We start from the raw sequence: 25,780 nt of genomic DNA on the forward strand, positions 1-25,780 counted from the left end.
CACGGGGAGGGAGGCGCGGGGGCCGATGTCCCCGAGGCCGAGGACCGCGGAGCCGTCGGAGACGACGACCACGAGTCGGTTGGTCCAGGTGTAGCGGTCGGCGAGGGTCTCGTCAGCGGCGATCGCGCGGGACACCTGCGCGACACCGGGGGTGTAGGCGATGGACAGATCCCGTTGGGAATCGAGGGGAGCGGTCAGCTCGATGAACAGCTTGCCGCCGACGTGGCCGGCGAAGATTTCCTCGTCGGTCAGCTCGACTGTCTGTGGTGCGGTGGGTTCGGACACGCGGGTCACGGAAACTCTTTTCTCTGAACGGCTTTGCGAAGTGGGCGAGGATTCTGTTCGGGACCCCTCTGTGGTGTCAGACGACCATCGGGGCCATGCCCAGGATCATCAGTGCGGATCCCGCCGCCGCGAACTTGACGCCGGGACGCTCGCGGCGCGGGGTGGAGCGGTAGAGATACAAGGTCGACAGTGCCCAGCACACGAGCACGANGAGGGGAAGCCAGCCNGTCGAGATTCCTGCGCCACCGTGGTGGTGGCCGGAGGGTGCNGGCGCCGACGCCGCCGGGGTGGCAGCGGACATCGGCGCCAGGAGCAGCAGCACCCCCATGGCCGTGAGGTCGACCGCGCACGGAATCGCGGTCCGGCGGTGCATGGTCTCGCCGGTGACGAACACGGCGAGGCCGATGAGGACGGCACCCTCCAGCAGGTGAATCCCTGCCGGCATGCCGGGGATCATCATCGCGACCATGGACAGCGCCATCGCACCGTGCGCGATCCGGACCCGGCAGTTGGTTCCGTGCGCTCGCCACATCGGGACGAGGGCCCCGACCGCTCCGACGAACATCGTCGCGTACGCGACTGGGATATCGAACATCGTCACACTCGGCGACCCACAGAATGCACGCTCTACGGCGCCACTGGGTAGTGGCTGGTGATGGCAACCCGGTTCCAGGCATTCATCACGATCGTGAGCCAGCTGATCGCGGACACCTGATCCTCTGTGAGGGAGCCGTCGTCCCAGGTGCGCCGTTCCGGAACGGCGAGACCGGTGACCTGTTCGGCGAGAGTGAGCGCAGCACGCTCCTGGTCGCTGAAGTACTGCGCTTCCCACCACGCCGCGACGACCGCGAGCCGATCCGCCTTTTCGCCCTTGGCCAGAGAGTCGCGGGTGTGCATGCGAAGGCAGAAGGCGCAGCCGTTGAGCTGGGAGACGCGGATCTTCACCAACTCCACCAGAAGCGGATCCACGCCCGCCAGATCCAGAGCGGATTTCACTTCCGCGTCCAGCTTCACCAGGCTCTTGTAGACGGTCGGGTGCTGCTTGCCGACATTTACGCTGCTCATATTGTTCCTTCTGGGTAGGTTGTCGAATGGTTGTGGGACAGAGAACTTCAGTCGATCGCCCGGTTGACGTGAGCGACGATCACCTCGTACATCCGGCGGGTTATCTCGGTCTCGTCGGTCATGATGTCGTAACCGTGGTCGACACCGCGCACCTCGACGTACTCGGCGAGCGCGCCGACCGCCTCGAGCTTGTCCGCGTACCGCTTGGCTTCGCTGCGCAGTCGGTCGAACTCCGCGGTGATGACCAATGCCGGTGCGATACCTGCGATGCCGTTGGCGTTGTCTCCCCATGCCGGCGAGACGAACCGGTGGCTACGTTGTGCGCGATCGGGGGTGTAGGCGGTGTCGAACACCTCACACAACCACGGCTGCAGGACGGCTTTCGAGCCCAGCGGTGACGGCTTCTGGGAGGGAGGCGTCACGATGTCGAGCGGCGGGTAGTGCAGAATCTGCAACGAGATGGCGGGGCCGTCGTTCTCCAGCGACATCCGCGACACGGCTGCCGACAGATTGCCTCCCGCGCTCTGGCCGCCGACGCACAACCGCCTGCCGTCCCAGTCACGCTCGGGTGCCGATGCCCACTGAACAACGTCGTAGAACTGCTCGGCGGGCGTGGGAAACCGTTTGTGCGGCGCCAACGCGTAATCCGTATTGAGCACATAGACATTGGCATGGGCGGCGAGGAAGCGGCACCAGGCGTCGTCCTGCTCCCGGTGTCCCACTACGAAGCCGCCGCCGTGAGCATTCACGTAGACCCCGGGGGTGCCTGTCGGCGACTGCGGGGGATAGATGGTCGCAGCAACCGGACCGTGGCGCGTCTCGATGCTGATGTCGGTTGTGCGGATGGTGATTTCAGGGAACCGCGGTTCGCCGGCGGGGTGAATCGCAGAGTTGATCTTGGCGGCGAACCGGCGGGCAATGATGTCGGCCACCGCCCGTCGCGACAGTATTGACATGAATCCTCGTTTCGTCTCGATTGCGCGACTCGGAATCGCAGCGGCGCTCAGCCTTGGTGCTGACGTGCGCTGGGGTGACGCAGATGGTCGCGGGCAATGATCTCTTCCGGTTCGAGCATGGTGATCATGTCCACGCCGGGAGCGCAGATGCACACGGCGACGAACCGGCTCCANGCCTGCGGATCGGGATTGGAGACCTGGTAGTGCACGACGTCACCGCCGGGTTCCCAGAACGCCTCGCCCGCAACGATTACCCGGGGCTCTTCGCCTTCCAACTCGAAGAAGATGCTGCCCTCGACTACGTAACCGAAGACCGGTCCGGAGTGACGATGCGGCGCGAGTCCGGGGTCGGCCGGCGGGAGTTCGACGAGTTGTGTCATCGCGTGCGAACCCTCGGGAATGGCGGGCGGGGTGGTGCAGAGCAGGTCGGTGACCTTGACGTTTCCTTTGGCCAACATGGGCGTGTCCTTTCAGGAGTGAGTGTTTCGTACCGTGTGACTGAGGAGCTCGCCTACTGCGCCGAAGGTGAAGTGCGTCGGCAGTTCACCTGTCTCGTCCAGCCCGAAGAGGGCCCCGTACGATCGCAGAGACGTGATATCGCGGTGATCGGCAATGGTGACCGACGCGCAGGGGATCACCTTTTCCCGCGAGGCGAAGACGTAGATTCCGGGGCGTAGTTGATAGGTCGTACACTCGTCGGTGTCCGCAAGGCCGGCCGCGGGTCCGGCCAGGCAGTGCCACGTGTAAGAGTGCGGTCCGAGGTAGATGTGCTCGTAACTGTGGTCGTCGCCGAAGGTCCACAGCACTCGTCGACCCAGGAGTGCGGTCGTGGGTGCCGGTTCCGGTCCGCGGGTCTCGAGTCCCTCGATGCGGCCCTGCAGGAAGTTGTGCTGGACCCGGGTCCGGCCTTCGGCCGGATCTCCGATCGTGCTCACGATGGCCAGGCTTCGTCCGTGGTCGAAGTCGAGGACGAGGCTGACTGCTGTATTCGGCACGTTGTCACGATGATGGAATTGTGTGTATACCAATCCTTCCGCGACGTCGAAGGCCTCGTAGTCGTCCGTTCCGGAGATCGCGGGGTGCGGGTCGCCGGCTCCGGGCTCGTAGCTCCATTCGACGGTGGCCGTGCCGAAACGATGCGACACCCGGCTGCCGTGGGAGTTGGTGAACACGATGTCGCGGCCGGCCACACTGCTCGACCTGACGGCCTTGTTGCCGTCGAATCCCGGCGCGAGTCCGTCCAGTGGCGGCCAGGTCCTGGTATCAGAGAAGTCGATGGAGTGGGTGGTCATGCGTGCTTTCTCCGTTCGTAGCGTTCGGGAGTACTCGAAAGCGCTCGGCGCGCGAGGGCCGCTCAGGTGAGGACGGGGTTCTTCTCGACGTCCCAACTGACGTGCAGCGACTCCGGGCCCCGGAACGAGATGTTCGGAACGTAGTGGAACTCCTGCTGGTCGAGAGTCATGTGAGGCAGGCGCCGCGTCAGTTCCTCCAGGTAGATGATCATCTCCAGCCGGGCGAGATGGTTGCCCAGGCACATGTGCGTTCCCGCGCCGAATGCGATGTGCGCTTTGGCGTCTCGGTCGATGTCGAACCGTTCGGGATCGACGAACACGGAGCCGTCCTGATTCGCCGACGCGATCACCATGAGGATCTTTCCGCCCGCGGGAATCGTCATGTCGCCGACCTGCACGTCCTGCTTCGCGACTCGGCGCCAAGCGGCCACCGAGGGATTGAGCCGCAGACACTCCTCGACCGCCGCGGGGATCAGAGATGGGTCCGCACACAGGCGATCCCACTGGTCGCGGTTCCTCAACAGAGTGACGACCGCGTTCGCGGTGGCATTCGTCGTGGTCTCGTGCGCCGCCATCGCGCCACCCATGACGTTCGTCTGCAGCCACGTGTCGGAGATGACGTCCGGGTGTTCGCGCTGCATCGTGATCGCATGGCCCAGCCACCCTGGTGGATTGTCGAGTTCCTTGAGTTTCCCGATGACGCGCTCACCCATCTCCCAGAACTGGCCCAGGCCGTCGGCGGCACGGATCTGCTCCTCGGGGCTCGGCCGCCCCCACACGAATTCGGTCATGGACGTGGCCAGCTTGCGTACCGTGTCGACGTCCTCCTCGGGAATCCCCAAGAACTGCAGAGCGACCAAACAGGGGATGTCCCAGAGCATATCGGCGACGAGATCGGCGTGACCCTGATCGACGAATTGATCGATGTAGGCGTTCGTCGTATCCCGAATGTAGGGAGCGAGAGGGTCGATCCGGTCCGGCATGAATGCCGGAGCGTTCAGCCGGCGGTACTGCCGATGCATGGGCGGGTCGGAATCCGCGAGGACGGGGCAGGGCGCGAAGTTGTACTTGCCGAGCTGCGCGCCGGCCTCCTCGGAAGGAGGGGTGACGGGCGTCAGGGTGATGGCCGCAGAGAACTGATTGAATTGGCTGAAGACCGATTTCACGTCTTCGTGCCGCGTGACGACCCAGTAGTCCGAATCGTCGTTGTAGAACACCGGTTGGCTCTCGCGAGCCCACGCCAGCGAGGCCCCCGGATTCTCCTGATATTCGCGGTCGAAGAACGAGAATCCTGCGGCGGTATGAGCGACCGGGCACCCAGTCATTGTTTTCCTCTCTTCGGTGGACTGTCAGAGATCGAGCGTTATCTTTGGACACGCAGCCCTACTGATGCAGATCATCAAGGTGCTGTTTTCTTCCTGCTCTGCGGGGCTGAGAACTGAATCGCGGTGGTCGGCCAGGCCCGACACGATATTTGTTTCGCAGGTCCCGCACGTTCCCTCGGAGCAGGAGAATGGTGCGGGTATGCCGGCGGCCCGTGCTACATCGAGGATTGATTGATCCGATCCGACCGAGACGGTGATACCGCTCCGGACGAATTCGACTTCGAATTCATCGAGGACGGGTGCGTCCGTCGGAGTTTTCGGAGTGAACCGCTCCAGGTGAATTTCGCCGATATTGTCGAACTCGGCGGCCATCGCCTCCACAGCACACAGCAGACTCTCCGGGCCGCACACGTACACCGCGGTTTCGGGAGTGACATCCGCAAGGATGCGAGCGAGATCAATCCGCCCGTGGATGTCTGCCGGAACCAACGTCACGCGGTCGTGGTGAGCCTGTTTCAGGTCGTCTGCGAATGCCATGTTGCGTCGACTGCGACCTCCATAAATCAGGGACCATTCGGCGCCCGCTCGATCGACCGACGTGATCATCGGGAGGAACGGGGTGATTCCGATTCCTCCCGCAATGAACAGATACCGGGGCGCGTCGACGAGGTGAAAGTTGTTGCGTGGCCCACGAACGGTGATGCTTTCGCCTTCGCGTAATTCGTGATGAAGGCGTGTGGAGCCGCCTCGGCCGTCGGGTTGGTACAGGACGCTCACCTGCCACGAACGACGATCGCCGGGTTCCCCGCACAGGGAGTACTGCCGGACCATGTCCGGTCCGAGTACGACGTCGATGTGGGAACCCGGAGTCCAGTCGGGGAGGTCTCGACCGTCGGCGCGGACGAGGGTCAGCTGCGTGACGGTGTCGGTGATGGGCGTCTTGGCCTTGATTTCCATCGCGAGGTCCTCGCGTGCCTGATTCTCGGGGTCCGCTCGCCGAGGCTCCTGGCCGGAGTGTCGGGCCTCGAACTGCGATGCCATGGGGACTCCTTCGAATTTCGGCCGGATGCCCCGGCGTGGACGGTGTTGCACCAAGCCACGGTGTGATCGGACGCACCGTCGGGCTGCGCGAATGGGGTAGGTCACAACGTGTGGCCCGTCGTAATCTGCCGCAGCGTGGGATTACGCACATGGGGCAGATCACGGTAGGGGGTACGGAAGTTGCGGATGTCCGTACCGGGTGCGGTCAGCGTCGAACGCGGTGAAACGGTTCCGACCTGCGATTTCGCGGTCCGGTCAGCGGGACTGTCCGATGTACCACGAGGCGATCTGGCTGCGTGAGACGAACCCGAGGCGCGTCATGATGTTCTCGATGTGGCTCTCCACGGTGCGCACCGAGATCACCAGAGCCGCCGCGATCTGTGGACTGGTCAGGCCCTTCGATATCAAGGCTGCGATCTCTTGCTGCCGACTGGTGAGCGCGGGTGGCTCATCCTCGGGAATCGACTCGGCGACCTGTTCCGCCAGTGCATAGGCGATGATTCCCGTCGGGGACCGCTTTGCTCCTGCCTGAAGAGCTGTCGACCGGGCCCGAGGCGCCATGGCCTGCTCGAGCAGACCGCGGCAGGCGGAGTGATAGCCCGTGAGTTTCGGCCCGAATGCCACCAATTCCGTACCCGTGCGTCGCCACAGGCTTCGAGAGGCCCCGATCAGTTGTGCCGCGCGCTCGAACTGACCGGTCGACCCCGCGATCCAGGCCAGAAGCTCGGTCATCAGGGCGGTCCCCAGAGACGGATCGAAGATGCGGTGATCGCGAAGCGCGTCGAGCGCGGTCTCATGTGCCGCGGTGAAGTCGCCTTGCAGCCAGTGATCGAGGCCCTGGCTCCACTTCAGGTACGAGCGCGCCCATCGTTCACCGCGATCCCGGCACACGGCCAGCGCCGACGTGCTGACGGCCGATGCCTCCGCGCTACGGCCGTCGAGGGAAAGCACGACGGCGTACTCGAAGGACGCCATCAGCCATTCGGCGGTCTCGCCGACGTCGGCCAACTCTCGCAGCGCGACCTCGAAATGAGTCTCGGCCTCGGCAAGGTCGCCGCGAAGCTGTGCAGCGAGTCCCCGCAGCCCGACGCAGTGGGCCGCCGCATCAGCAAGGTGAAGCTGCGTCGCCGCTGCTTCGCATTCGTCGAGGCGCAGTGCTGCCACCTCGTGGTCGCCCTGGAGAAGCGACACCCTGGCAGCGACCCACAGCGCTTTTGCCCGGGCCGGCGTGGGCGCCCGGTCACCGTCGGATGCGTCGAGCGCTTCGTCTGCCCACCTGCGACCCTCGGCAATATATCCATCGGCGTACCAGCGATATCGCAGTCCGGCGATCAACTCGAGTTGGTAGTTGTCGCCCGGGCCTGCGGTGTCCAGCGCGGCGCGGAGATTTTCCCGCTCGATGCGCATCCACTGGGCCGAGGCGGCTTGGCCGGGCCCGCACCAGGACCGTTCCAGACCTTTGACAACGCCGAGAAAGTACTGACGGTGGCGGCTGCGGAATTTCTCGGAGTCTCCCGTCAGCGCGAGTATCTCTGCGCCGTACGCCCGGATCGTTTCCAGCATCCGGAAGCGCATCGTCGATTCTTGGTCCTCGACTCCGAGGATGGATTGATTCACCAGGGAACTCAACAGATCGAGCGTGGTTGTCGCAGGGTGGCCGCCCTCGGCGTCTCCGTCGCCGCACACGCCTTCGGCCGACGTCAGGTCGAAACTGCCTGCGAAAACGGAGAGGCGTGCCCAAAGATGACGTTCCGGTTCCGTGCAGAGTGCGAAACTCCAATCGACGAGCGATCGGAGGGTCTGCTGGCGCGGTGCGGCCGATCGACTTCCCATTGTGAGCAGCCCGAATCGGTCCGTCAGTCGTTCCAGGATTTGGTCGAGCGAAAGAATGCGCATTCGGGCGACCGCGAGTTCGATTGCCAGCGGAATTCCCTCCAGCTGAATAACCAAACGCGCCGCTGCGGCGGCATTGTGCTCGTCGAGGACGAAACCGGGGGAGGCGGCCTCCGCACGTTCATGGAGTAATCGGATCGACTCGAATTGCGACAAGGATTCCACGGTGACCGGTGCCGCGTCATCGGGAACGGTGAGTGGAGGTACTGGATAAAGGAATTCTTCGGTCATCGTCAGCGACGTGCGGGTAGTGACCAGAATCCGTGTCGACGGCGCATATCGCAGAATTTGGCTGACCAATGCGACGCACCCCGGGAGTACGTGCTCGCAATTGTCGAGGATGAGCAGGATCTCGCGATCGCGAAGATATGCGATCAGCTTTGCCGTGGCGTCACGATTCGACTGATCGACAATTCCCAGTGCGTGAATGACTGCAGAAGGTACGTCGCCTCCGTCTGAGACGGACGCCAATTCGACGAAATACACGCCGTTTTCGAAAAGGTGGTTCATCTCGTCGGCGACGTGCAACGCCAATCGGGTCTTGCCGACTCCGCCCGGCCCGATCAAGCTCACCAGCCGTCCGTTCGCCAGGCGGTCGCGGATCTCTTTGCGTTGCTGCCGCCGGCCGACGAAGCTGGTCGCGGTGGACGGAACGTTGCCGCTGCGAGTTCTCGCCTTCGACACGACACCTCCACATTGCGACAGACGAAGTTAGAATATCGCAACCCCGGCGATGTGACGTCGGAATACCGAAACTTTGTTCGAAGGCGGCGTCATCGCTGAGCCGTCAGGCCGCGGTCCGCGTCGGACCGTCGTATCCGCGCTCTCTTCTGATTCTGCGGTGAGTGTGATAGAAGATAGGCACGGACACGCCGCGTGGCGATCCGTTCACCGCGAGGTCGATTACATTGCGCGAGAGCTTTTCCGGCACCCAGTCAAGCGGCGAGCACCCCGGGGGTGGCATACGAAATCCCGATTGGGATGCGGTGTCTCATGCAGTATCCGACGCCTATTTTCCGCATGAGCTCATGCCCCTGGCGGCTTCCGGCCCTGCCACGTCTTCAGGGGTGTCGGCCCTGCATCTCGGGCCGCTGCACATTGTCCGAATCAATTGGGGCGCTGATGTTGCCGTTCACAGTGAGCATCCCGGCGCGGTCGGCATCAACATCCCGCTTCACGGCGAGCTGGAGACCCGGATCAGGGGGCGACTCGTCGTGTCCACCCCGGGCTTCGCCACGGTCAACCCCGCTGACACGCCGGCCGATATCACGCGGTGGCCGGGCACCTGCACGATTCTCGGCGTCAAGATCGATCGGGATTTCGTCCAACGCGAGTTGTGGCGCGTGACAGGCCGAGCCGACGCAGTGATCCCCGATCAGATCGATTTGCGCAGGCCCGCTGCTGCCAGCTGGTTTCGACTGCTGAGCAGCATTGTCGATCAATCTGTCGATGATGCGCTGTTGACCAACACACATGTGGCACAGGGACTGGCGGCATCGCTCACCGATGGATTCCTACTCGCTGTCATTCCGGACGAGACCGACGATCGGTACGCTGTCCGACCCCGGATCGTCACTCGCGTGATCGATGCCATCCATGCCGAGCCCGACCGTCTGTGGACCGCAGCGGAGATGGCCGACGTCGCCGGGGTCAGCGTACGGCGCCTGCAGGAGGGCTTCCGTATCTACCTCGGCAAGACTCCCCGCGAATGCCTGACCGAGATCCGTCTCGCCGGCGTCCGAGCCGAACTCGCCTCGGGCTCGGCCCGTTCGGTGACCGACGTTGCCCTGAAATGGGGGTTCACTCATTTCGGCCGGTTCGCCGCCGCGTTCCGGCAGCGCTACGGTGTGCCACCCTCGTCGTTGTTGCATTGACTCGGCATCCGCGGCGAGATGCCCGCACCGGCGTAAGCTCCTGGTCAGGCCTTCCCGTCAACTGGAGGATGTGCTGAGCGCCGACGAAGGGGTGTCCGCCGACACCACGAACACCGATTTACCACCGGCCCCGAGGGCCGGGTTGGATCTGCACCTCGAGCGGCCTGCCGGCCGGGTCCGCGACAGCGTGATGGACGCTCTGCGTGACGCCATCCGTTCGGGCCGGCTGTCCCCGGGCACTCGGCTGCCGTCGAGTCGCGCGTTCGCCGCGGACCTGGGCATCGCGCGGAACACGGTAGCGCGGGCGTACGCGGAACTCGTCGAGGAGGGTTGGCTGACGTCACAACACGGCTCCGGGACGACGGTGTCCCGCCGTGCTGCGGGGGCAGTGCGGGCCGAAGGGCTTCGCGTGCGGAGGCTGCCGGCGCGCCGCCCTGGCCACGATCTGCGACCGGGACAGCCCGACCTGTCGTCGTTCCCGCGCGGGCAGTGGAGTCGCGCCGTCAAGCAGGCGCTCCACGCGGTCCCGTTCGAGGCGTTCGGTTACGCGGACCCGCACGGCCGTCCCGAACTGCGTCTGGCGCTTGCCGAGTACCTGGCGCGGGCTCGCGGCGTCGTCTGCAGGCCCGACAACATCGTGGTCTGCTGTGGTGCCGCGGAGGGGCTCACCCTGTTGGCCCGTGCGCTGGCCGGTGCCGGGGTGGTCTCCTTGGCCGTCGAGTCCTACGGGTTGCCGACGCACCGCGAAGCACTGCGCACGGCAGGGTTGCGCTGTCCGCCGCTGGCCGTCGACGGCGGTGGCGCAGATGTCGTCGCGCTCGACGACATGCAGGATGTGGGTGGCGTGCTGCTCACCCCGTCGCACCAGTTCCCGACCGGCGTACCGCTGCGCTCCGACCGGCGCGCGGCCGTCGTCGACTGGGCGGGCAGAACCGGCGGCGTGATCATCGAGGACGACTACGACGGGGAATTCCGCTATGACCGCAGCCCCGTCGGCGCGCTTCAGGGTGTCGACCCCGAACGGGTGGTGTACATGGGCACATCGAGCAAGTCCCTTGCCCCGGGCCTCCGGCTCGGCTGGCTGATCCTTCCGGACCGGCTCGTCGAGACGGTGGCCCGCCAGAAGGGCGAGACCGAGGCCACCTGCGGCTTCGTCGACCAACTGGCGATGGCCGAGTTCATCCGAACCGGCGCCTACGACAAGCACATTCGTGCGATGCGCGCGCAGTACCGCCGCCGGCGGGAGCAACTCGTCGATGCGGTCGGCCGGTCGTCGCCTGCCACTCGCGTGACCGGACTGCCTGCGGGCCTGCATGTGCTGCTGCACCTAGCCGGTGGCAACGAGAGCGCCGCCGCGCAGAAACCGGCGTGGCGGAATCTCGCTGTCGAGGGCCTCGCGCTCTACCGCCATCCCGAAGTCGACGTCGACCGCGACGGTCTGGTCGTCGGTTTCGCCGCGCCTGCGCAGAGCGCATGGCCTGCCGCTGTGGAAGCGTTGGTCCGGCAACTCCCGTGAGTGGACCCCGAATTCGGTGTGGAAGTGGCCCATGCGGCGGCTCGCTGCCGTACTAGCCTCAGAGCATGCTGAATACCGCAAACGTCAAGGTCACCGACCTGCTCTGCGCCACCCCGCCCGTCATTCCCGTGGGTTCGCACGCGATGACACAACTCGTCGAACTCCCACCGGCAGACCCCGGACTCGCGCCGCATCGCCACTCCGCACCGGTGTTCGGTTACGTACTGGAGGGCAGCATCTTCTTCGAGTTGGAAGGCGAAGAGCCCCGGGTAATCGTTGCGGGCGAGGCATTCTGGGAACCCGGCGGTGACGTCGTGCACTACCAGGTCTCCAATCCCGATCCGCAGGCCTGGAGCCGGTTCGTCGCCGTGTGCATCTGCGCTCCCGACGTCGACATGATCACCATGCTCGAACCGGAAGAGATCATCGCCCGCGATCATCTGCGTCACCCCAGCGCACGTCAGCACCAGGCCTGAGCGCCGCCGCGACTCCACGTTGCGCAATCGAAACGAAACGAAGTGAGGTTTTCATGCAAGCGGTCATCGCGTCCGACCACAAATCCGGTGTCGGTGGACTGTCGGTGGCGGAAGTTCCGTACCCTCATGCGGCAGAGAACGACGTCATCGTCCGCGTGCACGCCGCGAGCTTCACGCCCGGTGAGCTCGACTGGCCCGGCACCTGGTCCGACCGTGCAGGGCGCGACCGGGCACCGTCCATTCCCGGGCACGAACTCTCCGGCGTCGTTGCTGAATTAGGTTATGGCACGACCGGTTTGACAATCGGGCAGCGCGTCTTCGGGGTCGCCGACTGGACCCGCAACGGTACGCTCGCCGAGTACGTCGCGGTCGAGGCCCGAAACCTGGCGCCGCTGTCGGGCGGTGTCGATCACACCGTGGCCGCCGCCCTGCCGATCTCCGGGCTCACCGCGTGGCAGGCGCTGTTCGATCACGGGCGACTCGCCGCGGGGCAGACCGTACTGATCCATGGTGCGGCCGGCGCGGTCGGGTCGATGGCAGTGCAACTGGCGCTCGACGCCGGCGCCCGGGTCATCGGCACCGGTCGTGCTCGGCACGCTGACACGGTTCTCGGTCTCGGCGCCCACGCCTTCGTGGATCTGGATCGACACCGGCTCGAAGATCTCGACGAGGTCGACGTGGTACTCGATGTCATCGGCGGCGAAACACTCGACCGTTCAGCGAAACTGGTGCGTTCCGGTGGCGTACTCGTCACCATCGCGGAACCCCCGCGGGTGATGCCCGAGCAGGGACGGGCGATATTCTTCGTCGTCGAATCCGATCGTGAGTGCCTGGTCCGCCTCGAGCGCCGGGTCCGGGACGGTCGCCTGCGGCCACCTGCAACAAGCGTGCGGCCACTCTCCGAAGCCGTCGCTGCCTTCGATTCCCGACACGGTGCGGGCAAGCCGGTCATCCTGATAGCAGCAGATGATCCGGGGCGCATCGGAGCACGCGCAGAAGGGCATTGACAGCGATCCGCATTCCCCCTTTCACGAAGGAACATTCGATGCCCCAGTCGCTCGACGGTCGACGCGTCCCTTTCGACAGCACCGACCCCAACTCCGCAGGACGCGTAGCCGTCATCGTCCTGTTCTCGGCCGTTGTCGCCATGCTCCTTCTCATGGCGCCTGCCGCGGCAAGCCAACTGCAACTGCAGCTCGCACTGAGTCCGTCGCAGACGGGTGATCTGTTCGCTGCCGAACTCGGTGCGATGAGTATCGCGTCGATTCCCGCGCTGTGGTGGATGAAGAAGTACAACCTCCGCACCATGTCCACGATCTTCGGGACGATCTTCATCATCGGCAATATCGGCTCGGCCAACATCGGCGAATACGGGACTCTGGTCGCGGTCCGATTCTTGACCTCCCTCGCGGGCGGATCGCTGATGGTCCTGTGTATGTCACTCGCAGCCCAGACCAGGGACCGCGACCGTGTCTACGGCCTGTGGCTGATGGGGCAACTCTGCTTCGGTGCGATCGGACTGGCCGTACTCCCGAAGTTCTTCGGCACCTTCGGGATCGGTATCGCATACTGGGTTCTCGCCATTCTCATGATCCTCGTCCTCCCGCTCGTCCGCTTCCTGCCGCAACGCAACACCTTCGCGGGCCGCGCCGGCGACGACGACACGGTCTCCACATCGAACTACGCCCTCCGCGCGACCCTGGGCCTGATCGCGCTGCTCGCCTTCTACGTCAGCCTCAGCGGCATCTGGACGTTCCTCGGTGGCATCGCGGGCACGTCGCTGATCGACAACGAAACCTCGAGCGTGATCCTGTCGATCGCCACCGTGCTCGGCATCGCAGGATCGGTCGGGGCCACCGTTCTGGGTGCACGCCCGAGCACCCGATTCAATCTCCTCGTGGGCTACCTCGCGATGACCCTGTCGGTCGCGCTGCTGGCGGGAATACCCGGGGTTCTCCGATTCACCCTGGCTGCGTTGCTCTTCAAGTTCACCTGGACCTTCATCCTTCCCTACCTCATGGCCACCCTCTCCGGGTTGGACCGGTCCGGGCAGTTGGTGAACCTGGCGAACCTCGCCATCGGCGGCGGATTCGCACTCGGCCCGTTGATGGGCGGACGCCTCGTCGAAAGCGCCGGCGGGTACGGCACGCTCATTGCGGTCAGCGTCGCAGGACTGCTCCTGTCTCTGGTGCTGATCCTCGTCGCACAACCCCAGCGCACCGCTGCCGCGCACCCCGCGGTCGCGGTCTCCGAAATGGCCGAGTAGTCCGAGGGCGGATCGGGCCTGCGAGTACGCTGGCGCGGTCGAGGAGGAGAGAGGTTGTGCCCATGAGTGAGCCGTATGCAGTCGTCGGAGCGACGGGTGGTCAGGGAGGCGCTGTCGTCGACGCGTTGCTCGAGCGAGGGCGTGAGGTCCGGGCGCTCGTCCGTCGAAGCTCTTCTCGCTCAGAGGCATTGCGCCTGCGAGGAGTCGACATCGCCGTGGCGGACATCACCGATCGGGCGGCGATCGCGTCTGCAGTCGACGGGTGTGCGGGCGTGTTCGCCATGACGACGCCTTTCGAGGACGGCCCGGAGGCGGAGATCGCTCAGGGGGCCGCGCTCGTCGGCGCGTTCGGTGATTCCGGTGTTCCGCACGTGGTGTTCTCTTCGGTGGCCGACGCGGACAAGAGCACCGGGGTGCCACATTTCGACACGAAGGCCGTGACCGAGGCGTTGCTGCGAGAATCCTCGGTCTCGTACACGATCGTCGGCCCGACCTACTTCTACGACAACCTGCTCGGCGGCCTCGACGGCATCCGCCGAGGCCGGCTCGATCTGCCACTGCCGGTCGATACCCCGCTGCAGCAGTTGTCGCGCCGGGACCTCGGTCGATTCGTCGCCCTCGTGTTCGACGATCCGGACCGATTTGCCGGGACCAGAATCGACCTGGCATCGGATGATCCGACGCCACGTCGAATGGCCGAGGTGCTCGGTGAGGTGCTGGGCACACCCGTGCATGCCCATTCGTCGGACGCAGACGCCATCGCATCGCCAGACATGCGCGCGATGTTCCGCTTCCTCACCGACACGGGGTACGACGCGAACATCGGCGAACTGCGCCGGCTCTACCCCGAGGTGGGCTGGCAGAGCTTCGCCGAGTGGGCGGCCGAGTTGGCCTGAGGTCCGAGGAGCGAGCCAGCGGGTATTCGATAACTGTAGCGGTCGCCACGATTATGTAATATGGAGGTCGGAGCCCGGTACTCGAACACCAGCAGTGAGGACGGCCATGGGCGTGCAGGCCAACACCAGTGCCATCGAGAAAGAGATCGTCACCGATTTCAGCGAGCGGATGAGCTACGGCTCGTACCTGGACCTCGACACCCTGCTGAGCGCGCAGAAACCGGTGAGCAGGCCCGAGCATCACGACGAGCTGCTGTTCATCATCCAGCACCAGACCACCGAACTCTGGCTGAAGCTCGTCCTGCACGAAACCCTCGCGGCCCGGGACGCTTTCGATGCGGACGACATCGGCAGGGCGCTCAAGGGCGTGGCGCGCGTCAAGCACATCCAGAAGACGCTGACCGAGCAGTGGTCGGTGCTGGCCACGCTGACGCCCACCGAGTACTCCGAGTTCCGCCAGTTCCTCGGCAATTCGTCAGGGTTCCAGTCCTATCAGTACCGCGCCGTCGAGTTCGTGCTCGGCAACAAGAACGCCGGGATGCTGAAGGTGTTCGAGGCCGATCCCGCCGCCCATGAACTGCTCGACCGGCTGCTCCGCGAGCCGAGTCTGTACGACGCGTTCTGGCAGTGCCTGTCGCGGCTCGGATACGACGTGCCGGCGTCTGCGCTGAACCGCGATGTGACCGCCGCCTACAGCCTGAACGACGACCTGATGCCGCTGATCAAGTTCGTGTACGAGAATTCCGAGGAGCACTGGGCCGTCTACGAGGCGTTCGAGGAGTTCGTCGACCTCGAGGAGAACTTTCAGCTGTGGCGCTTCCGCCACATGCGCACGGTGCTGCGGACCATCGGGATGAAGTCCGGGACGGGTGGATCCAGCGGGGTGGGATTCCTGCAGAAGGCCCTCGAACTGACGTTCTTCCCGGAGCTGCTGGCCGTGCGCACCGAGATCGGACGATGATGACCACGTCGACGGATGTGCTGGCGGCCCGCGCCGCGGAACTCGACGCCGCGGACCCGTTGCGCTCGTACCGCGACCTGTTCATCGGCGCCGACGACCCGTCGGTGCCCGCCTACCTCGACGGGAACTCGCTCGGCAGGCCCACCAAGGCGAGCGCCGAGCGGATCACCGCGTTCGTCACGCAGTCGTGGGGTGGCCGGTTGATCCGCGGGTGGGACGAGGAGTGGTACGAACTGCCGATCACGATCGGCGACACCCTCGCGCGGGTGTCGCTGGGCGCGGCCGCCGGTCAGACCACCATCGGCGACTCGACGACGGTCCTGCTGTACAAACTGGCGCGGGGTGGGCTCGCGTTGCGGCCGGGTCGCACCGAGATCGTCGTGGACCGGGACAACTTTCCGACGGACCGGTACGTGCTCGAATCCATCGCCGGCGAACTCGGGCTCACTCTCCGATGGATCGAATCGGATACCCGCGGCGGTGTCACCGTCGACGACCTGCGGTCCGTGGTGTCCGAACACACCGCGCTCGTCGTTCTCAGCCACGTCGCGTACCGCTCGGGCTACCTGGTGGACGCGGCCGGGGCCGCCAGGGTGGTGCACGAGGCGGGCGCGCTGCTGCTGCTCGACCTGTGCCACTCCGTCGGTTCGGTCCCCCTCGACCTCGACGCGTGGGGCATCGACCTGGCGGTGGGGTGCACGTACAAGTACCTGAACGGCGGACCCGGCTCACCGGCGTTTGCGTACGTCCGGGCCGACCTCCAGCAGGACTTCGTGCAGCCGATCTGGGGCTGGATGGGCCGCGAAAACCCATTTGCGATGGCGCAGGGCTACGAGCCGGCGCCGGGCGTCCGGCGCGTGATCAGCGGGACGCCGTCGGTCCTCGGCATGATCGCACTGCAGGACACCCTGGACCTCCTGGGTGAGGTCGGGATGGACGCCGTGCGGGCCAAGTCGATCGCCCTGACCGAGTACGCACTCGACCTCGTGCGCGAGGTGCTGATTCCGCTCGGCGTGGAGATCGGATCACCGGAGGATTCCGCCGAGCGGGGCGGTCACGTCATCATCGACCACCCGCGGTTCGAGGCCGTGGTCCAGCGACTGTGGACGAAGGGCGTCATACCCGATTTCCGGGCCCCGCAGGGACTGCGTCTCGGCCTGAGCCCGCTGAGCACGAGTTTCGGCGAGGTATGCGCCGGGATACTCGCGATCCGTGATGAACTCGCCGACTGAACCGGCGAGCGCGATCCTCGACGACTTCGATTCGCGACCGGGCAGCGCCACGTCACTGATCCGCACCGTGCTCGGTGCGTACGTGCGCGACGTCGGCGGGTGGGTGGCGATCGCCGATTTCGTGGAAGTGATGCAGGCGGTCGGCATCCCGCCCGAATCGACGCGCATCGCGGTGGCTCGGCTGAAGAAGAAGGGGGTGCTCCGCCCCCACGCCCGCGACGGCCGTAGTGGGTACGAGGTGACCGAGCAGGCAGAGTCGATGTTTACCCGCGGCGATCCGCGGATCTTCGGTTTCCGGCAGATGGCGGACACCGATCCGTGGCGGCTGATCTCGTTCACCATCCCCGAAGCGCAGCGAGCGGCGCGGCACCAGTTGCGTCGGCGGCTCGGCTGGATCGGGTGCGGAATCGTGTCGCCGGGCCTGTGGATCGCCCCCGAACACCTCGCCGGCGAGGTCGGGGACATCGTCGACGCGCTGGGCCTGTCCGAGTACGTGACCACGTTTGTGTCGACGTCGGTGTTCGTCCCCGATTCGATGGGGGACGCGGCGGCCCGGTGGTGGGATCTGGGCGGCATCGCTGCGCGGCACCGCGACTTCCTCGACCGCCACCGCGTCGCACTCGCTGCCACGGAGGAGGTGTCGCCGCGCGAAGCGTTCGTGCGCTTCGTGCCGCTGCTCGACGAATGGCGGATCATCCCGTACATCGACCCGGGCCTGCCGGAAGGGATGCTGCCCGCGGACTGGCCCGGCGTCGACAGCGTCCGCCTGTTCGCGTCGGCGCGGGACCGCTACCTCGACGGGAGCCGCGACTGGGTGCGGAGCGTGCAGTCGCGGCTCCCGGTCTGAGGGTGTCAGCCCAGGAATTCCTCGCCGATGTTCTTGGCCCACTCCTCGGCCTGATCCTTCGGGCGAACGGAGCCGGAGCCGTCGTGCCGACCATGCTCGCCGACTTGGACCGCGCCGAGGGCGATCAGCTTCTCGGCCATGATCTCGCCGCCGCGGTTGTACGTCTCCTCGTACACCTTGTCGCCGAGGCCGAACAGCGCGAACTGCATGCCGGTGAGGTCGGGTTCGTCCTCCTCTAGCCCTTCGAAGAAGGGTTCCGCGCCGGTGGGCAGCTCGCCCTCACCGTACGTGGAGCACACGATGACGTGGAAGTTCGCGGGGTCGAGATCGCCCGCATCGAATTCCATCATGTCGTACAGGGACGTGTCGCCGTAGTCGCCGAGCACGTCGGCGATGTTGTCGGCCACCAGTTCGGAGGTCCCGCCCTCGCTGCCGTACAGAATCACCACTGCCATTGTTCTTGCTCCTCGTGAGTAGCTGCCGACGTGGTCAGTACACGTCGCGCAGGTAGCGCTTTTCCTTCTTGAGCTTGGTCACGTAGTCGGCGGCCTGCTCGGTGGAAAGGGTGCCATGGGTGGCGATCACCTCGTGCAGGGCCCGGTCGACGTCCTTCGCCATGCGGGTGGCGTCGCCGCACACGTAGAAGTGGCCGCCGTCCTCGAGCCAGGCGAACAACTCGGCGCCGTTCTCGATCATCCGGTTCTGCACGTAGATCTTCTCCGCCTGGTCGCGGGAGAAGGCGAGGTCGAGGCGGGTGAGCAGACCGCTGTCGCTCATCGCGGCGATCTCCTCCTCGTAGATGTAGTCCGACGCGCGGTGCTGGTCGCCGAAGAACAGCCAGTTGCGTCCCGACGCGCCCCGCGCCTGACGCTCCTGCAGGAACGCGCGGAACGGCGCGATGCCGGTGCCCGGGCCGACCATGATCATCGGTGCGTCGTCGTTCGCGGGCACGCGGAACGACTTGTTCTTCGACACGAAGATGCCGCCGTTGCCGCCCTCGGCGATCCGATCGGCGAGGAAGGTGGAGCACACGCCGCCGCGGTCGCGTCCGGCCGAGCTGTGGCGGACGCTGGCGACGGTCAGGTGCACGCTGCCCGGGTTGGCCAGCGGGCTGGAGGAGATGGAGTATGCCCGGTGCTGCAACGGCTTCAGCAGTCCGACGAACTCGTCCGCCGTGAGCGTCACGGACGGTTCGAGGAGCAGCAGGTCGAGCACGTCCTTGCCCCACAACCAGGCGTCGAGGGCCTCCTTGTCGCCGTGCCGCAGCACGTGACTCAGCTCTTCGTCGCCCGCGCGCTTCTCGATCTCGTCGATGAATTCGTGGCTCGGCGTGGAGATCTCGTACGCGTGCAGCAGCAGGTCGCTGAACGGCCGCTCCTTGCCGGTGACGGCGGCATCGGCCGGGATGCCCAGCCGGTCGACGAGGGCGTCGACGAGGGCGGGATCGTTGATCGGCATCACACCGAGCGCGTCACCGGCCTCGTAGTCGAGACCGCTGTCGGCGAGCGCGAACTCGTAGTGGCGGATCTCCTTCGCGGACTCCTCGCTCGACAGCCGCCGGTTCACGGACAGCGTGGAACCGTAGGGGTTCTTGCGGTTCCACTGCGACCGGGTGCGGGCCGGCTTCGTCACCGGCTCGGCGACGTCGGCGACGGCGGACTCGCCGCGAATGCCCTCGACGGCCGCGAACAACGGCAGCGTGTCGGCGACCCACGCGGCGGCGGCGTCCTCGTAGTCGACGTCGCAGTCGACGCGCGGCGTGACGCGGTGGGCCCCGAGCTGCTCGAGCCTCGTGTCGATCATCTTGCCGGCCTGGCAGTACCCGTCGTACCCGGTGTCGCCGAGTGCGAGCACCGCGAAGTCGGTGGTCTCGAGCCGCGGTGCGGTCTCCGCGGCCAGCGCCTGCCAGAACAGTTCGGCGTTGTCGGGCATCTCGCCCTCACCGTAGGTGGAGGTGACGACGAGGATGCGCTGCATCGCGGCGAGTGCGTCCGTGTCGACGTCGTCGAGGGCGCTCACGACCGGCGCGAAGCCGTGCGAACGTGCTGCGGCCGCAGCATCTTCCGCGACACCTTCGGCGTTCCCGGTCTGGCTGCCGTACAGCACGTGCATGGCGGGCAGCTGCCCACCGGCGGCGGCGGGGGCGTCGGAGCCGCCGACGACGAGACGGGAGCTCATTCCGGCGAGGAAGCCGGTGAGCCAGACGCGCTGGTCCTCGCTGAACGGGGCGTCCTGGGGGATGTAGGGCAATTTCATGAGGGCACCACGTCTCTCGCAGGGATCAGATCGGGGAGGGCGTGCTGCGCGAACAGCTCCTCGAAACCGGGCAGCCGGCCGATCTTGTCGACGTTCTTCGCATCCTGGTGCAGGATCCAGCCGTACGTGCCGGGGGCGTCGATGGACCGGACGTTGCGGCGGCGCAGCGCGTCCTTGTAGTCGGCGAGCCGCTTGGCCGCGACCATCACGGCCAGATCCTCGTCGCTGTAGTCCTTCAACGCTTCCCGTGCGTACCGCTGCAATCGCTGCATGAGGAAGAAGTCCTCGGTGAGCAGCAGGTTGCGGACGGCCTTGTCGACGGCCGGGTCGGACGGATCGGTGACACCGGGCAGCTTGGACAGCGCCATCTCCTGCGCCGCGTTCAGCACGGTGTAGTTGTTCAGCAGCGCGAACATCGCCTCGGTGTCGGCCTCGCCGTAGCCGGGGACCGCGCCGTCCAGCACGGCGTGACCGTCCCGGTAGTCCAGCTTGAACTTGCGCACCTGGTGCCCGACCAGCGCGGCGGCCAGTTCGTCGGCCAGGTCCTTGCGGGGCTTGGCCTTCAGGATCTCGTCGCTGTCCTGGTACTGCAGCAGCGCGCGCGGCATGCCGTACACGAAGTGGTGCTGCTCGGTCTCCCAGTTCTCCAGCAGCCACGCCGCCTTGGCGGAGCCGGTGGCCTCGAGGTGCCACCCGAGCAGCACGTGCACGGCCTGACGGTGCAGCGCGGCGTGCTCGTCGTCGCCGGTGATCGAACCGAGCAGGATCGAGTCGGCGCTGGCCTTGCCGGGCAGCTTGTTCTCGGGGTCGTACTGGTAGACGAAGCCGCCGCTCATGCCGTTGCCGACGCCCTTGCCGAAGCTGCCGAGGTTGAGGACGGCGCCGTTGGTCATGTACTCGCAGGCGAAGTCGCCGACACCCTCGACGACGGCGGTGGCACCCGAATTGCGCACGGCGAAGCGGTCACCCGCCTGGCCCTCGACGAAGGTGCGGCCACCGGTGGCGCCGAACAGCGCGAAGTTGCCGATCAGCACGTTGCCGCCGTGGCGATCGGAACCGCCACCGGGGGAGCGCACGACGATGCTGCCGCCGTTGGCGCCCTTGCCGACGCCGTCGTTGGCGGTGCCGGTGTGGACCAGGGCCATGCCGTCGTTGCAGAACGCGCCGTACGACAGGCCCGCGGACCCGGACGTCGCGATCCGGACGCTGCCGTCGCGCAGGTAGCCGCGGCCGCGTTCGTCGCGGAGCACGGCGGGCAGCGCGACCTCGGTGAGCTCGTGATTGAGCATCCGCTCGATGTCGACCGCCAGCTGGGCGCCGACGCTCTTGTTGCGGTTGCTCAGGTGCACGCCGTCGCCGAGTTCGACCGTGGCCTCGCCCTGCTCGATCAGCGCGGCACGCAGCTGCACGAGCCAGCCGTCGTCGAGCGTGTAGTCCTTCTCCAGGTACACCGGATCGCCGATGGTGACCTCGTCGACCACGGCGAGCATCGCGCGCAGGTCGAGCTGGCCGACGCTGGACGGGTGGTCCAGCAGCTGCAGCAGATCCGAACGTCCCCGGGCCTCGCGCAGCGAGGACATGCCCAGTTCCGCCAGCACCTCGCGGGTCTCGTGCGCGATGTTGAGCAGGTACTGCGCCATGGCGCGCGGGTCGCCGTCGAACAGCTCGGGGTTGGTGGTCAGGCCGGCCGGGCACTTGATGTTGCAGTTCTTGGCCATGACGCACTTGAGCATCATCAGGGCGGTGGTGCCGAACTCGAAGCTGTCCGCGCCGAGCAGCGCCGACTTCACCACGTCGCTGGCCGTCTGGTGCGCACCGGAACAGCGGAGCAGCACCTTCTGCCGCAAACCGTTGGCGCACAGCGCCTGATGGACCTCGGCGACGCCGATCTCCGCCGACCGTCCGGCGTACTTGAGGCTCGTCACCGCGGCGGCGCCGGTGCCACCGGTGTTGCCTGCCACGTTGATGACGTCGGCCCCGGCCTTCGCGACACCGACCGCGATGGTGCCGATGCCCTCCGAGGACACGAGCTTCACGATGACGCGGACCCGCGCCGCCTTGCAGTCGTGGATCAGCTGCGCGAGGTCCTCGATCGAGTACGTGTCGTGATGCGGTGGGGGAGAGACGAGTTCGACGCCGGGAGTGCCGCCGCGGGCGGCCGCGATCTCGACGGTCACCTTCGGTGCGGGCAGCTGCCCGCCCTCGCCGGGCTTGGCGCCCTGCGCGATCTTGATCTCGAGTTCCTCGAGCATCGGGTCGGCGAGGTAGCCGGCCCACACGCCGAAGCGGCCCGACGCGAACTGCTTGATCCGGGAACCGCGGATGGTGCCGTAGCGGGAGATGTGCTCGCCGCCCTCACCGCTGTTCGACATGCCGCCGACCATGTTGGTGCCGTGCGCGACGGCCTCGTGCGCGTTGGAGTTCAGCGCGCCGTGGCTCATGGCGCCGGACGTGAGGAACGGGGTGATGTCGCTGGCCTTCTGCACCCGGTCGATCGGCAGGCTCGCCGGAGCGGTGCGCAGCAGCGACAGGCACCGCAGCGCCTCACCGGACGTGCGCACGAGCAGCGCGTCGCCGTCGACGCGGTGCTCGCGCAGGTCGTCGCCGAACCGCATCACCAGCGACTCGCCGAGCGCCGCGAGTACGGAGGCCTCGCCCGCGTGGGGGCCGGTGAGCCGGAGCCGGAACCCGTCGTCGCCGACGGCCTCGGATGCGAGTCCGCGCACCGCGAAGCTGTTGTTGCCCTTGCGGGAGAAGCGGCCCATCTGCTTGCGGAACTCGGCCGCCGTGGTGAGGAACGTGACATCGGCGGGCAGATCCAGGACGTCGCGCAGCGCTACGGGACGACGGGTCCGCTCGTCGGCCATCGTCCGCGCGAACGCACGGTAGCCGGGGGTGATCTCGAAGCGGTCGATCGCCTCGTGCGTCAACTTCTGGAAACCGGCGTTGCGGTAGGCGTCGTCGTCGAGACCGAACGCGTCCTCGAGCCGGTTCAGCGGCAGCAGTCGCAGCGACTCCGTGTGGTCCTGCGTGCCCGCCGTGTCGAACGCGATGGGTTCCTCGGTGAGGTCGACGAAGCCGCGCACGGCCGCCGTGCCGTACGAGTGGCCCGCGCCCTCCGCGCGCTCCTTGAACAGTCCGAGCAGCGGGACGTCCTTCTCCCCGGTGACCGACAGCGCACGCTGGTGCCAGTCCGCGACGGCCTGCGCGATGACGGCGAACCCGACACCGCCGACCGGCGTCTTCACATTCGCGAAGTAGCGGCGCAGCACCCGATCGTCTGTGTCGAGGTAGTTGGGTTCGAAGAACTCGCCGCCGATGTAGCTCTCGGCGGTGCACAGGCCGACCCGGCCCATCGTCTTCATCAGCGACTTCTCGGCGGCCTTCGCGAACCGCTTGAACGCCTGGTCGGCGTCGTCGGCGAACTTCTCCTCGGCGCGCAGACGGACGGCGAGGGGGTAGATCGCGGCCGCGCCGAAACCGAGGGCGGCGGCCACGTGGTGCGAAGACGAGATCTGACCGCTCTCGGCGACGACGGACACCCGCAGACGCAGGCCCTCCTCGATCAGCCGCTGGTTGACCGCGGAGATCGCCACGATCATCGGCAGCGCCGCACGGTCGGTGGCCACGTGACGGTCGGTGAGGATCGCGATGCCGCCCTGCTCGCGGGCGAACGTCTCCACCTCGTCGCAGAGACCGTCGACGGCGGCCTCGAGCGCCGCCGCATTGGCGGCCGGGTCACCGTGCACCGGGGTGTACAGCATCGGGAACCGCTGGACCGGTGTCTCGGTCTGCTTGCGGATCCGCAGCATGTCCATGTGGGTGAGGATCGGCGAGGGCACCACGATCTGCGGCGCCGACTGCGCGCCACTGTTCGGCTTGGCGCCCAGCGCGACGCGCAGCGTCATGCCGTCGGCCTCACGGATGCTGTCCAGCGACGGGTTGGTGACCTGCGCGAAACGCTGCGAGAAGTACTTGGCGACACCACCCTCCTGATCGGAGAGTGCGTTGATGGCGTTGCCGTAGCCCATCGCGGAGATCTTCTCCTGACCCGACGCGAGCATCGGGTCCATCATGAACTTGAAGCTTTCCTGGTTGTGCGAGTACGCGACGTACCGCTGGGTGCGCTCGAGGTCGCCGTTGTAGCGCAGCGGACCCGGCTCGGCCTCGACCTCGGGCAGCGCCTCGATGGTCCGGCGGGCCTCCGCGACGAGTGTCGGGTAGTCGTTGCGGGCGGCGAGCAGTTCCAGCGCCTCGTCGGTGGAGTACGAGCGGCCCACGCGGTGGTCGAAGTACAGCATCCCGCCGGCCTCGATGCGTCCGCGGTGCAGCACGGTGTTCGGGTCGAAGTCGATCTGCCCGGCCTCCGACGTGACGCACAGGTACTCGTCCGTCTCCACCGAACGCAGCGGACGAAGACCGAGCCGGTCGAGCCGGGCGCCGACGACGGTGCCGTCACCGAAGATCAGCGCGGCCGGACCGTCGTTCTTCTCCTCGTACAGCGAGAAGTACTCGAGCATCGCCCGCACCTCGGGCGACAGGGTGGAATCGTTCTCCCACGCCGGCGGCATCATCGACACGACGGCGGTCACCAGGTCCAGGCCGTCCTCCACGACGCGGCTCTGCAGTGTCTGGTCGAGGCGACAACTGTCGGACTGACCGTGCGGACGGACGATCTCTCGGTTGCGGGCACGGGCGAGGGCCGTCTCGGACAGCCGGTTCTTCTTGTCGGTGTTGAGCTCACCGTTGTGCGCCATCAGACGGAACGGCTGCGCCATCGTCGGATGCGGGTCGGTGTTGGTGGAGAACCGGGTGTGGAAGTACAGGGTGTGGATGGCGTGCGCCGGGTCGACGAGGTCCTGGAAGTAGGGCATCACCTCGTTCGAGTTGAGGCGGCCCTTGAGTACCTGCGTGCGGGCGCTGAGCGACAGCGGGTACAGCCCGGCCAGGTCCGGCTGGGTGTACGCGACGGCCTCGATCGCGAGGAGGGCGTCGTGGATGCGGCGGTCGAACTCGGCCTCGTCGGCGCACGTGTCGGGCGTGGTGAACACCCACTGCCGGATCGGCAGCTGGTGCCGGATCGCGGCGGGCCGGAGCACGGTGGCGTCGACGGGCACGTCCCGCTCGAGCAGCACCCGGAACCCCTGCTCGGCGAGAGCCCGCTCGATGACGGCCTCCGCGTCGCGGTGGAACGCGACGTCGGTGGGGAGGAAGAAGTTGCCGACCCCGAAGCGGCCCGCCTCGAGCTCGCCGTCACCGGTCAGGGCGCGGAAGAACGGCACCGATAGGTCGACGCACACGCCGGCGCCGTCGCCGACACCCTCGGCGGACATGCCACCGCGGTGAGGAACGGCACACAGGGCCTCGTGGCCGCGGAGGAGGACGTCATGGGTCTGAATGCCGTCCTTGCGGGTAATGAAGCCCACGCCGCAGCTGCTCTTGTCGAGCGTCCTGTCGTACAGGCCGGACTCGGTGGCACTCGTGTTCAACCGACTGTCTCCTCGCGATACTCGCCGAATGGGGGTCCGTGCTGGGCGCACGGGTGGCGTCGGCGAGAGGATCACGGCAGAGAACCGGCCCCGTACCGATGCGCCGGTGA

20 protein-coding genes and 1 pseudogene are annotated in these 25,780 nt (G+C 66.6%); 9 read left to right on the forward strand and 12 right to left on the reverse strand.

The window, feature by feature from the left end; translation table 11 throughout:
* The 9 genes and pseudogenes from CA951_RS38400 to CA951_RS38440 form a co-directional block, all read right to left on the reverse strand.
* Positions 1 to 294 (reverse strand): annotated as a pseudogene (locus tag CA951_RS38400) (NAD-dependent malic enzyme); the annotation flags it as partial.
* 67 nt (positions 295 to 361) lie between these two features.
* Positions 362 to 880: a hypothetical protein gene (locus tag CA951_RS38405; protein WP_087561853.1), complete on the reverse strand. Its 519-nt coding sequence runs from the start codon at positions 878 to 880 to the stop codon at positions 362 to 364.
* A 32-nt stretch (positions 881 to 912) separates the two neighbouring features.
* Positions 913 to 1,350 (reverse strand): carboxymuconolactone decarboxylase family protein, encoded by a 438-nt coding sequence (locus CA951_RS38410; RefSeq protein WP_087561854.1) that lies wholly within the window; start codon positions 1,348 to 1,350, stop codon positions 913 to 915.
* A gap of 47 nt (positions 1,351 to 1,397) precedes the next feature.
* Positions 1,398 to 2,306: an alpha/beta hydrolase gene (locus CA951_RS38415; protein WP_087561855.1), complete on the reverse strand. Its 909-nt coding sequence runs from the start codon at positions 2,304 to 2,306 to the stop codon at positions 1,398 to 1,400.
* A 47-nt stretch (positions 2,307 to 2,353) separates the two neighbouring features.
* Positions 2,354 to 2,764, reverse strand: coding sequence for a cupin domain-containing protein (locus CA951_RS38420; RefSeq protein ID WP_087561856.1), 411 nt, complete (start codon positions 2,762 to 2,764; stop codon positions 2,354 to 2,356).
* 12 nt (positions 2,765 to 2,776) lie between these two features.
* Positions 2,777 to 3,598, reverse strand: a complete 822-nt coding sequence (locus tag CA951_RS38425) for a MoaF C-terminal domain-containing protein (protein WP_087561857.1) — start codon at positions 3,596 to 3,598, stop codon at positions 2,777 to 2,779.
* Between the two features lie 62 nt (positions 3,599 to 3,660).
* Positions 3,661 to 4,923: a cytochrome P450 gene (locus tag CA951_RS38430; protein WP_087561858.1), complete on the reverse strand. Its 1,263-nt coding sequence runs from the start codon at positions 4,921 to 4,923 to the stop codon at positions 3,661 to 3,663.
* Positions 4,924 to 4,947: 24 nt separating this feature from the next.
* Positions 4,948 to 5,754, reverse strand: coding sequence for a PDR/VanB family oxidoreductase (locus CA951_RS38435; protein ID WP_256974258.1), 807 nt, complete (start codon positions 5,752 to 5,754; stop codon positions 4,948 to 4,950).
* Between the two features lie 465 nt (positions 5,755 to 6,219).
* Complete coding sequence (locus CA951_RS38440) at positions 6,220 to 8,541, reverse strand: LuxR C-terminal-related transcriptional regulator (RefSeq protein WP_087561860.1); 2,322 nt, start codon at positions 8,539 to 8,541, stop codon at positions 6,220 to 6,222.
* A gap of 224 nt (positions 8,542 to 8,765) precedes the next feature.
* Here CA951_RS38440 and CA951_RS38445 point away from each other — a divergent pair, with 224 nt between their 5' ends.
* The 9 genes from CA951_RS38445 to CA951_RS38485 all read left to right on the forward strand — a co-directional run bounded on the left by CA951_RS38445 (position 8,766) and on the right by CA951_RS38485 (position 17,925).
* A complete protein-coding gene (locus CA951_RS38445; protein ID WP_256974259.1) occupies positions 8,766 to 9,731 on the forward strand; it encodes an AraC family transcriptional regulator in 966 nt (321 codons plus the stop codon).
* 91 nt (positions 9,732 to 9,822) lie between these two features.
* The gene (locus tag CA951_RS38450; RefSeq protein WP_256974262.1) at positions 9,823 to 11,247 is read left to right on the forward strand and encodes a PLP-dependent aminotransferase family protein; all 1,425 of its coding nucleotides are present in this window, start codon (positions 9,823 to 9,825) and stop codon (positions 11,245 to 11,247) included.
* Positions 11,248 to 11,312: 65 nt separating this feature from the next.
* Positions 11,313 to 11,723 (forward strand): cupin domain-containing protein, encoded by a 411-nt coding sequence (locus tag CA951_RS38455; RefSeq protein ID WP_087561862.1) that lies wholly within the window; start codon positions 11,313 to 11,315, stop codon positions 11,721 to 11,723.
* 53 nt (positions 11,724 to 11,776) lie between these two features.
* A complete protein-coding gene (locus CA951_RS38460; RefSeq protein ID WP_087561863.1) occupies positions 11,777 to 12,730 on the forward strand; it encodes an NADP-dependent oxidoreductase in 954 nt (317 codons plus the stop codon).
* A gap of 38 nt (positions 12,731 to 12,768) precedes the next feature.
* Positions 12,769 to 13,989, forward strand: coding sequence for an MFS transporter (locus tag CA951_RS38465; protein WP_087561864.1), 1,221 nt, complete (start codon positions 12,769 to 12,771; stop codon positions 13,987 to 13,989).
* 56 nt (positions 13,990 to 14,045) lie between these two features.
* The gene (locus CA951_RS38470) at positions 14,046 to 14,885 is read left to right on the forward strand and encodes an NmrA/HSCARG family protein (RefSeq protein WP_087561865.1); all 840 of its coding nucleotides are present in this window, start codon (positions 14,046 to 14,048) and stop codon (positions 14,883 to 14,885) included.
* 106 nt (positions 14,886 to 14,991) lie between these two features.
* Positions 14,992 to 15,846 (forward strand): tryptophan 2,3-dioxygenase, encoded by an 855-nt coding sequence (locus CA951_RS38475; protein WP_087561866.1) that lies wholly within the window; start codon positions 14,992 to 14,994, stop codon positions 15,844 to 15,846.
* Positions 15,843 to 17,078 (forward strand): kynureninase, encoded by a 1,236-nt coding sequence (locus CA951_RS38480; protein WP_087561867.1) that lies wholly within the window; start codon positions 15,843 to 15,845, stop codon positions 17,076 to 17,078. Before CA951_RS38475 ends, CA951_RS38480 begins: the two co-directional genes overlap by 4 nt.
* On the forward strand, positions 17,062 to 17,925 hold the full coding sequence (locus CA951_RS38485; protein WP_087561897.1) for a PaaX family transcriptional regulator C-terminal domain-containing protein: 864 nt from the start codon (positions 17,062 to 17,064) through the stop codon (positions 17,923 to 17,925). The genes CA951_RS38480 and CA951_RS38485 overlap by 17 nt, the downstream gene beginning before the upstream one ends.
* 5 nt (positions 17,926 to 17,930) lie before the next feature.
* Here CA951_RS38485 and CA951_RS38490 read toward each other — a convergent pair whose 3' ends face one another.
* Genes CA951_RS38490 through CA951_RS38500 form a run of 3 tightly spaced genes read right to left on the reverse strand, consistent with a single transcriptional unit; the run spans position 17,931 to position 25,670 of the window.
* On the reverse strand, positions 17,931 to 18,380 hold the full coding sequence (locus CA951_RS38490; protein ID WP_087561868.1) for a flavodoxin domain-containing protein: 450 nt from the start codon (positions 18,378 to 18,380) through the stop codon (positions 17,931 to 17,933).
* Positions 18,381 to 18,414: 34 nt separating this feature from the next.
* Complete coding sequence (locus CA951_RS38495; RefSeq protein ID WP_087561869.1) at positions 18,415 to 20,181, reverse strand: sulfite reductase subunit alpha; 1,767 nt, start codon at positions 20,179 to 20,181, stop codon at positions 18,415 to 18,417.
* Complete coding sequence (locus CA951_RS38500) at positions 20,178 to 25,670, reverse strand: glutamate synthase-related protein (protein WP_087561870.1); 5,493 nt, start codon at positions 25,668 to 25,670, stop codon at positions 20,178 to 20,180. Before CA951_RS38500 ends, CA951_RS38495 begins: the two co-directional genes overlap by 4 nt.
* Positions 25,671 to 25,780: the final 110 nt, after the last annotated feature.

The sequence above is a fragment of the Rhodococcus sp. NCIMB 12038 genome, from assembly GCF_002165735.1.
GTDB lineage: Bacteria > Actinomycetota > Actinomycetes > Mycobacteriales > Mycobacteriaceae > Rhodococcus_F.

Excerpts from the sequence above, each read along its gene's own strand:
- CA951_RS38435 (WP_256974258.1), bottom strand. The coding sequence starts at position 5,754 with ATGGTCCGGCAGTACTCCCTGTGCGGGGAACCCGGCGATCGTCGTTCG.
- CA951_RS38410 (WP_087561854.1), bottom strand. The coding sequence starts at position 1,350 with ATGAGCAGCGTAAATGTCGGCAAGCAGCACCCGACCGTCTACAAGAGC.
- CA951_RS38485 (WP_087561897.1), top strand. The coding sequence starts at position 17,062 with ATGAACTCGCCGACTGAACCGGCGAGCGCGATCCTCGACGACTTCGAT.
- CA951_RS38415 (WP_087561855.1), bottom strand. The coding sequence starts at position 2,306 with ATGTCAATACTGTCGCGACGGGCGGTGGCCGACATCATTGCCCGCCGG.
- CA951_RS38430 (WP_087561858.1), bottom strand. The coding sequence starts at position 4,923 with ATGACTGGGTGCCCGGTCGCTCATACCGCCGCAGGATTCTCGTTCTTC.
- CA951_RS38460 (WP_087561863.1), top strand. The coding sequence starts at position 11,777 with ATGCAAGCGGTCATCGCGTCCGACCACAAATCCGGTGTCGGTGGACTG.
- CA951_RS38480 (WP_087561867.1), top strand. The coding sequence starts at position 15,843 with ATGATGACCACGTCGACGGATGTGCTGGCGGCCCGCGCCGCGGAACTC.
- CA951_RS38495 (WP_087561869.1), bottom strand. The coding sequence starts at position 20,181 with ATGAAATTGCCCTACATCCCCCAGGACGCCCCGTTCAGCGAGGACCAG.
- CA951_RS38465 (WP_087561864.1), top strand. The coding sequence starts at position 12,769 with ATGCCCCAGTCGCTCGACGGTCGACGCGTCCCTTTCGACAGCACCGAC.
- CA951_RS38490 (WP_087561868.1), bottom strand. The coding sequence starts at position 18,380 with ATGGCAGTGGTGATTCTGTACGGCAGCGAGGGCGGGACCTCCGAACTG.
- CA951_RS38425 (WP_087561857.1), bottom strand. The coding sequence starts at position 3,598 with ATGACCACCCACTCCATCGACTTCTCTGATACCAGGACCTGGCCGCCA.
- CA951_RS38475 (WP_087561866.1), top strand. The coding sequence starts at position 14,992 with ATGGGCGTGCAGGCCAACACCAGTGCCATCGAGAAAGAGATCGTCACC.
- CA951_RS38455 (WP_087561862.1), top strand. The coding sequence starts at position 11,313 with ATGCTGAATACCGCAAACGTCAAGGTCACCGACCTGCTCTGCGCCACC.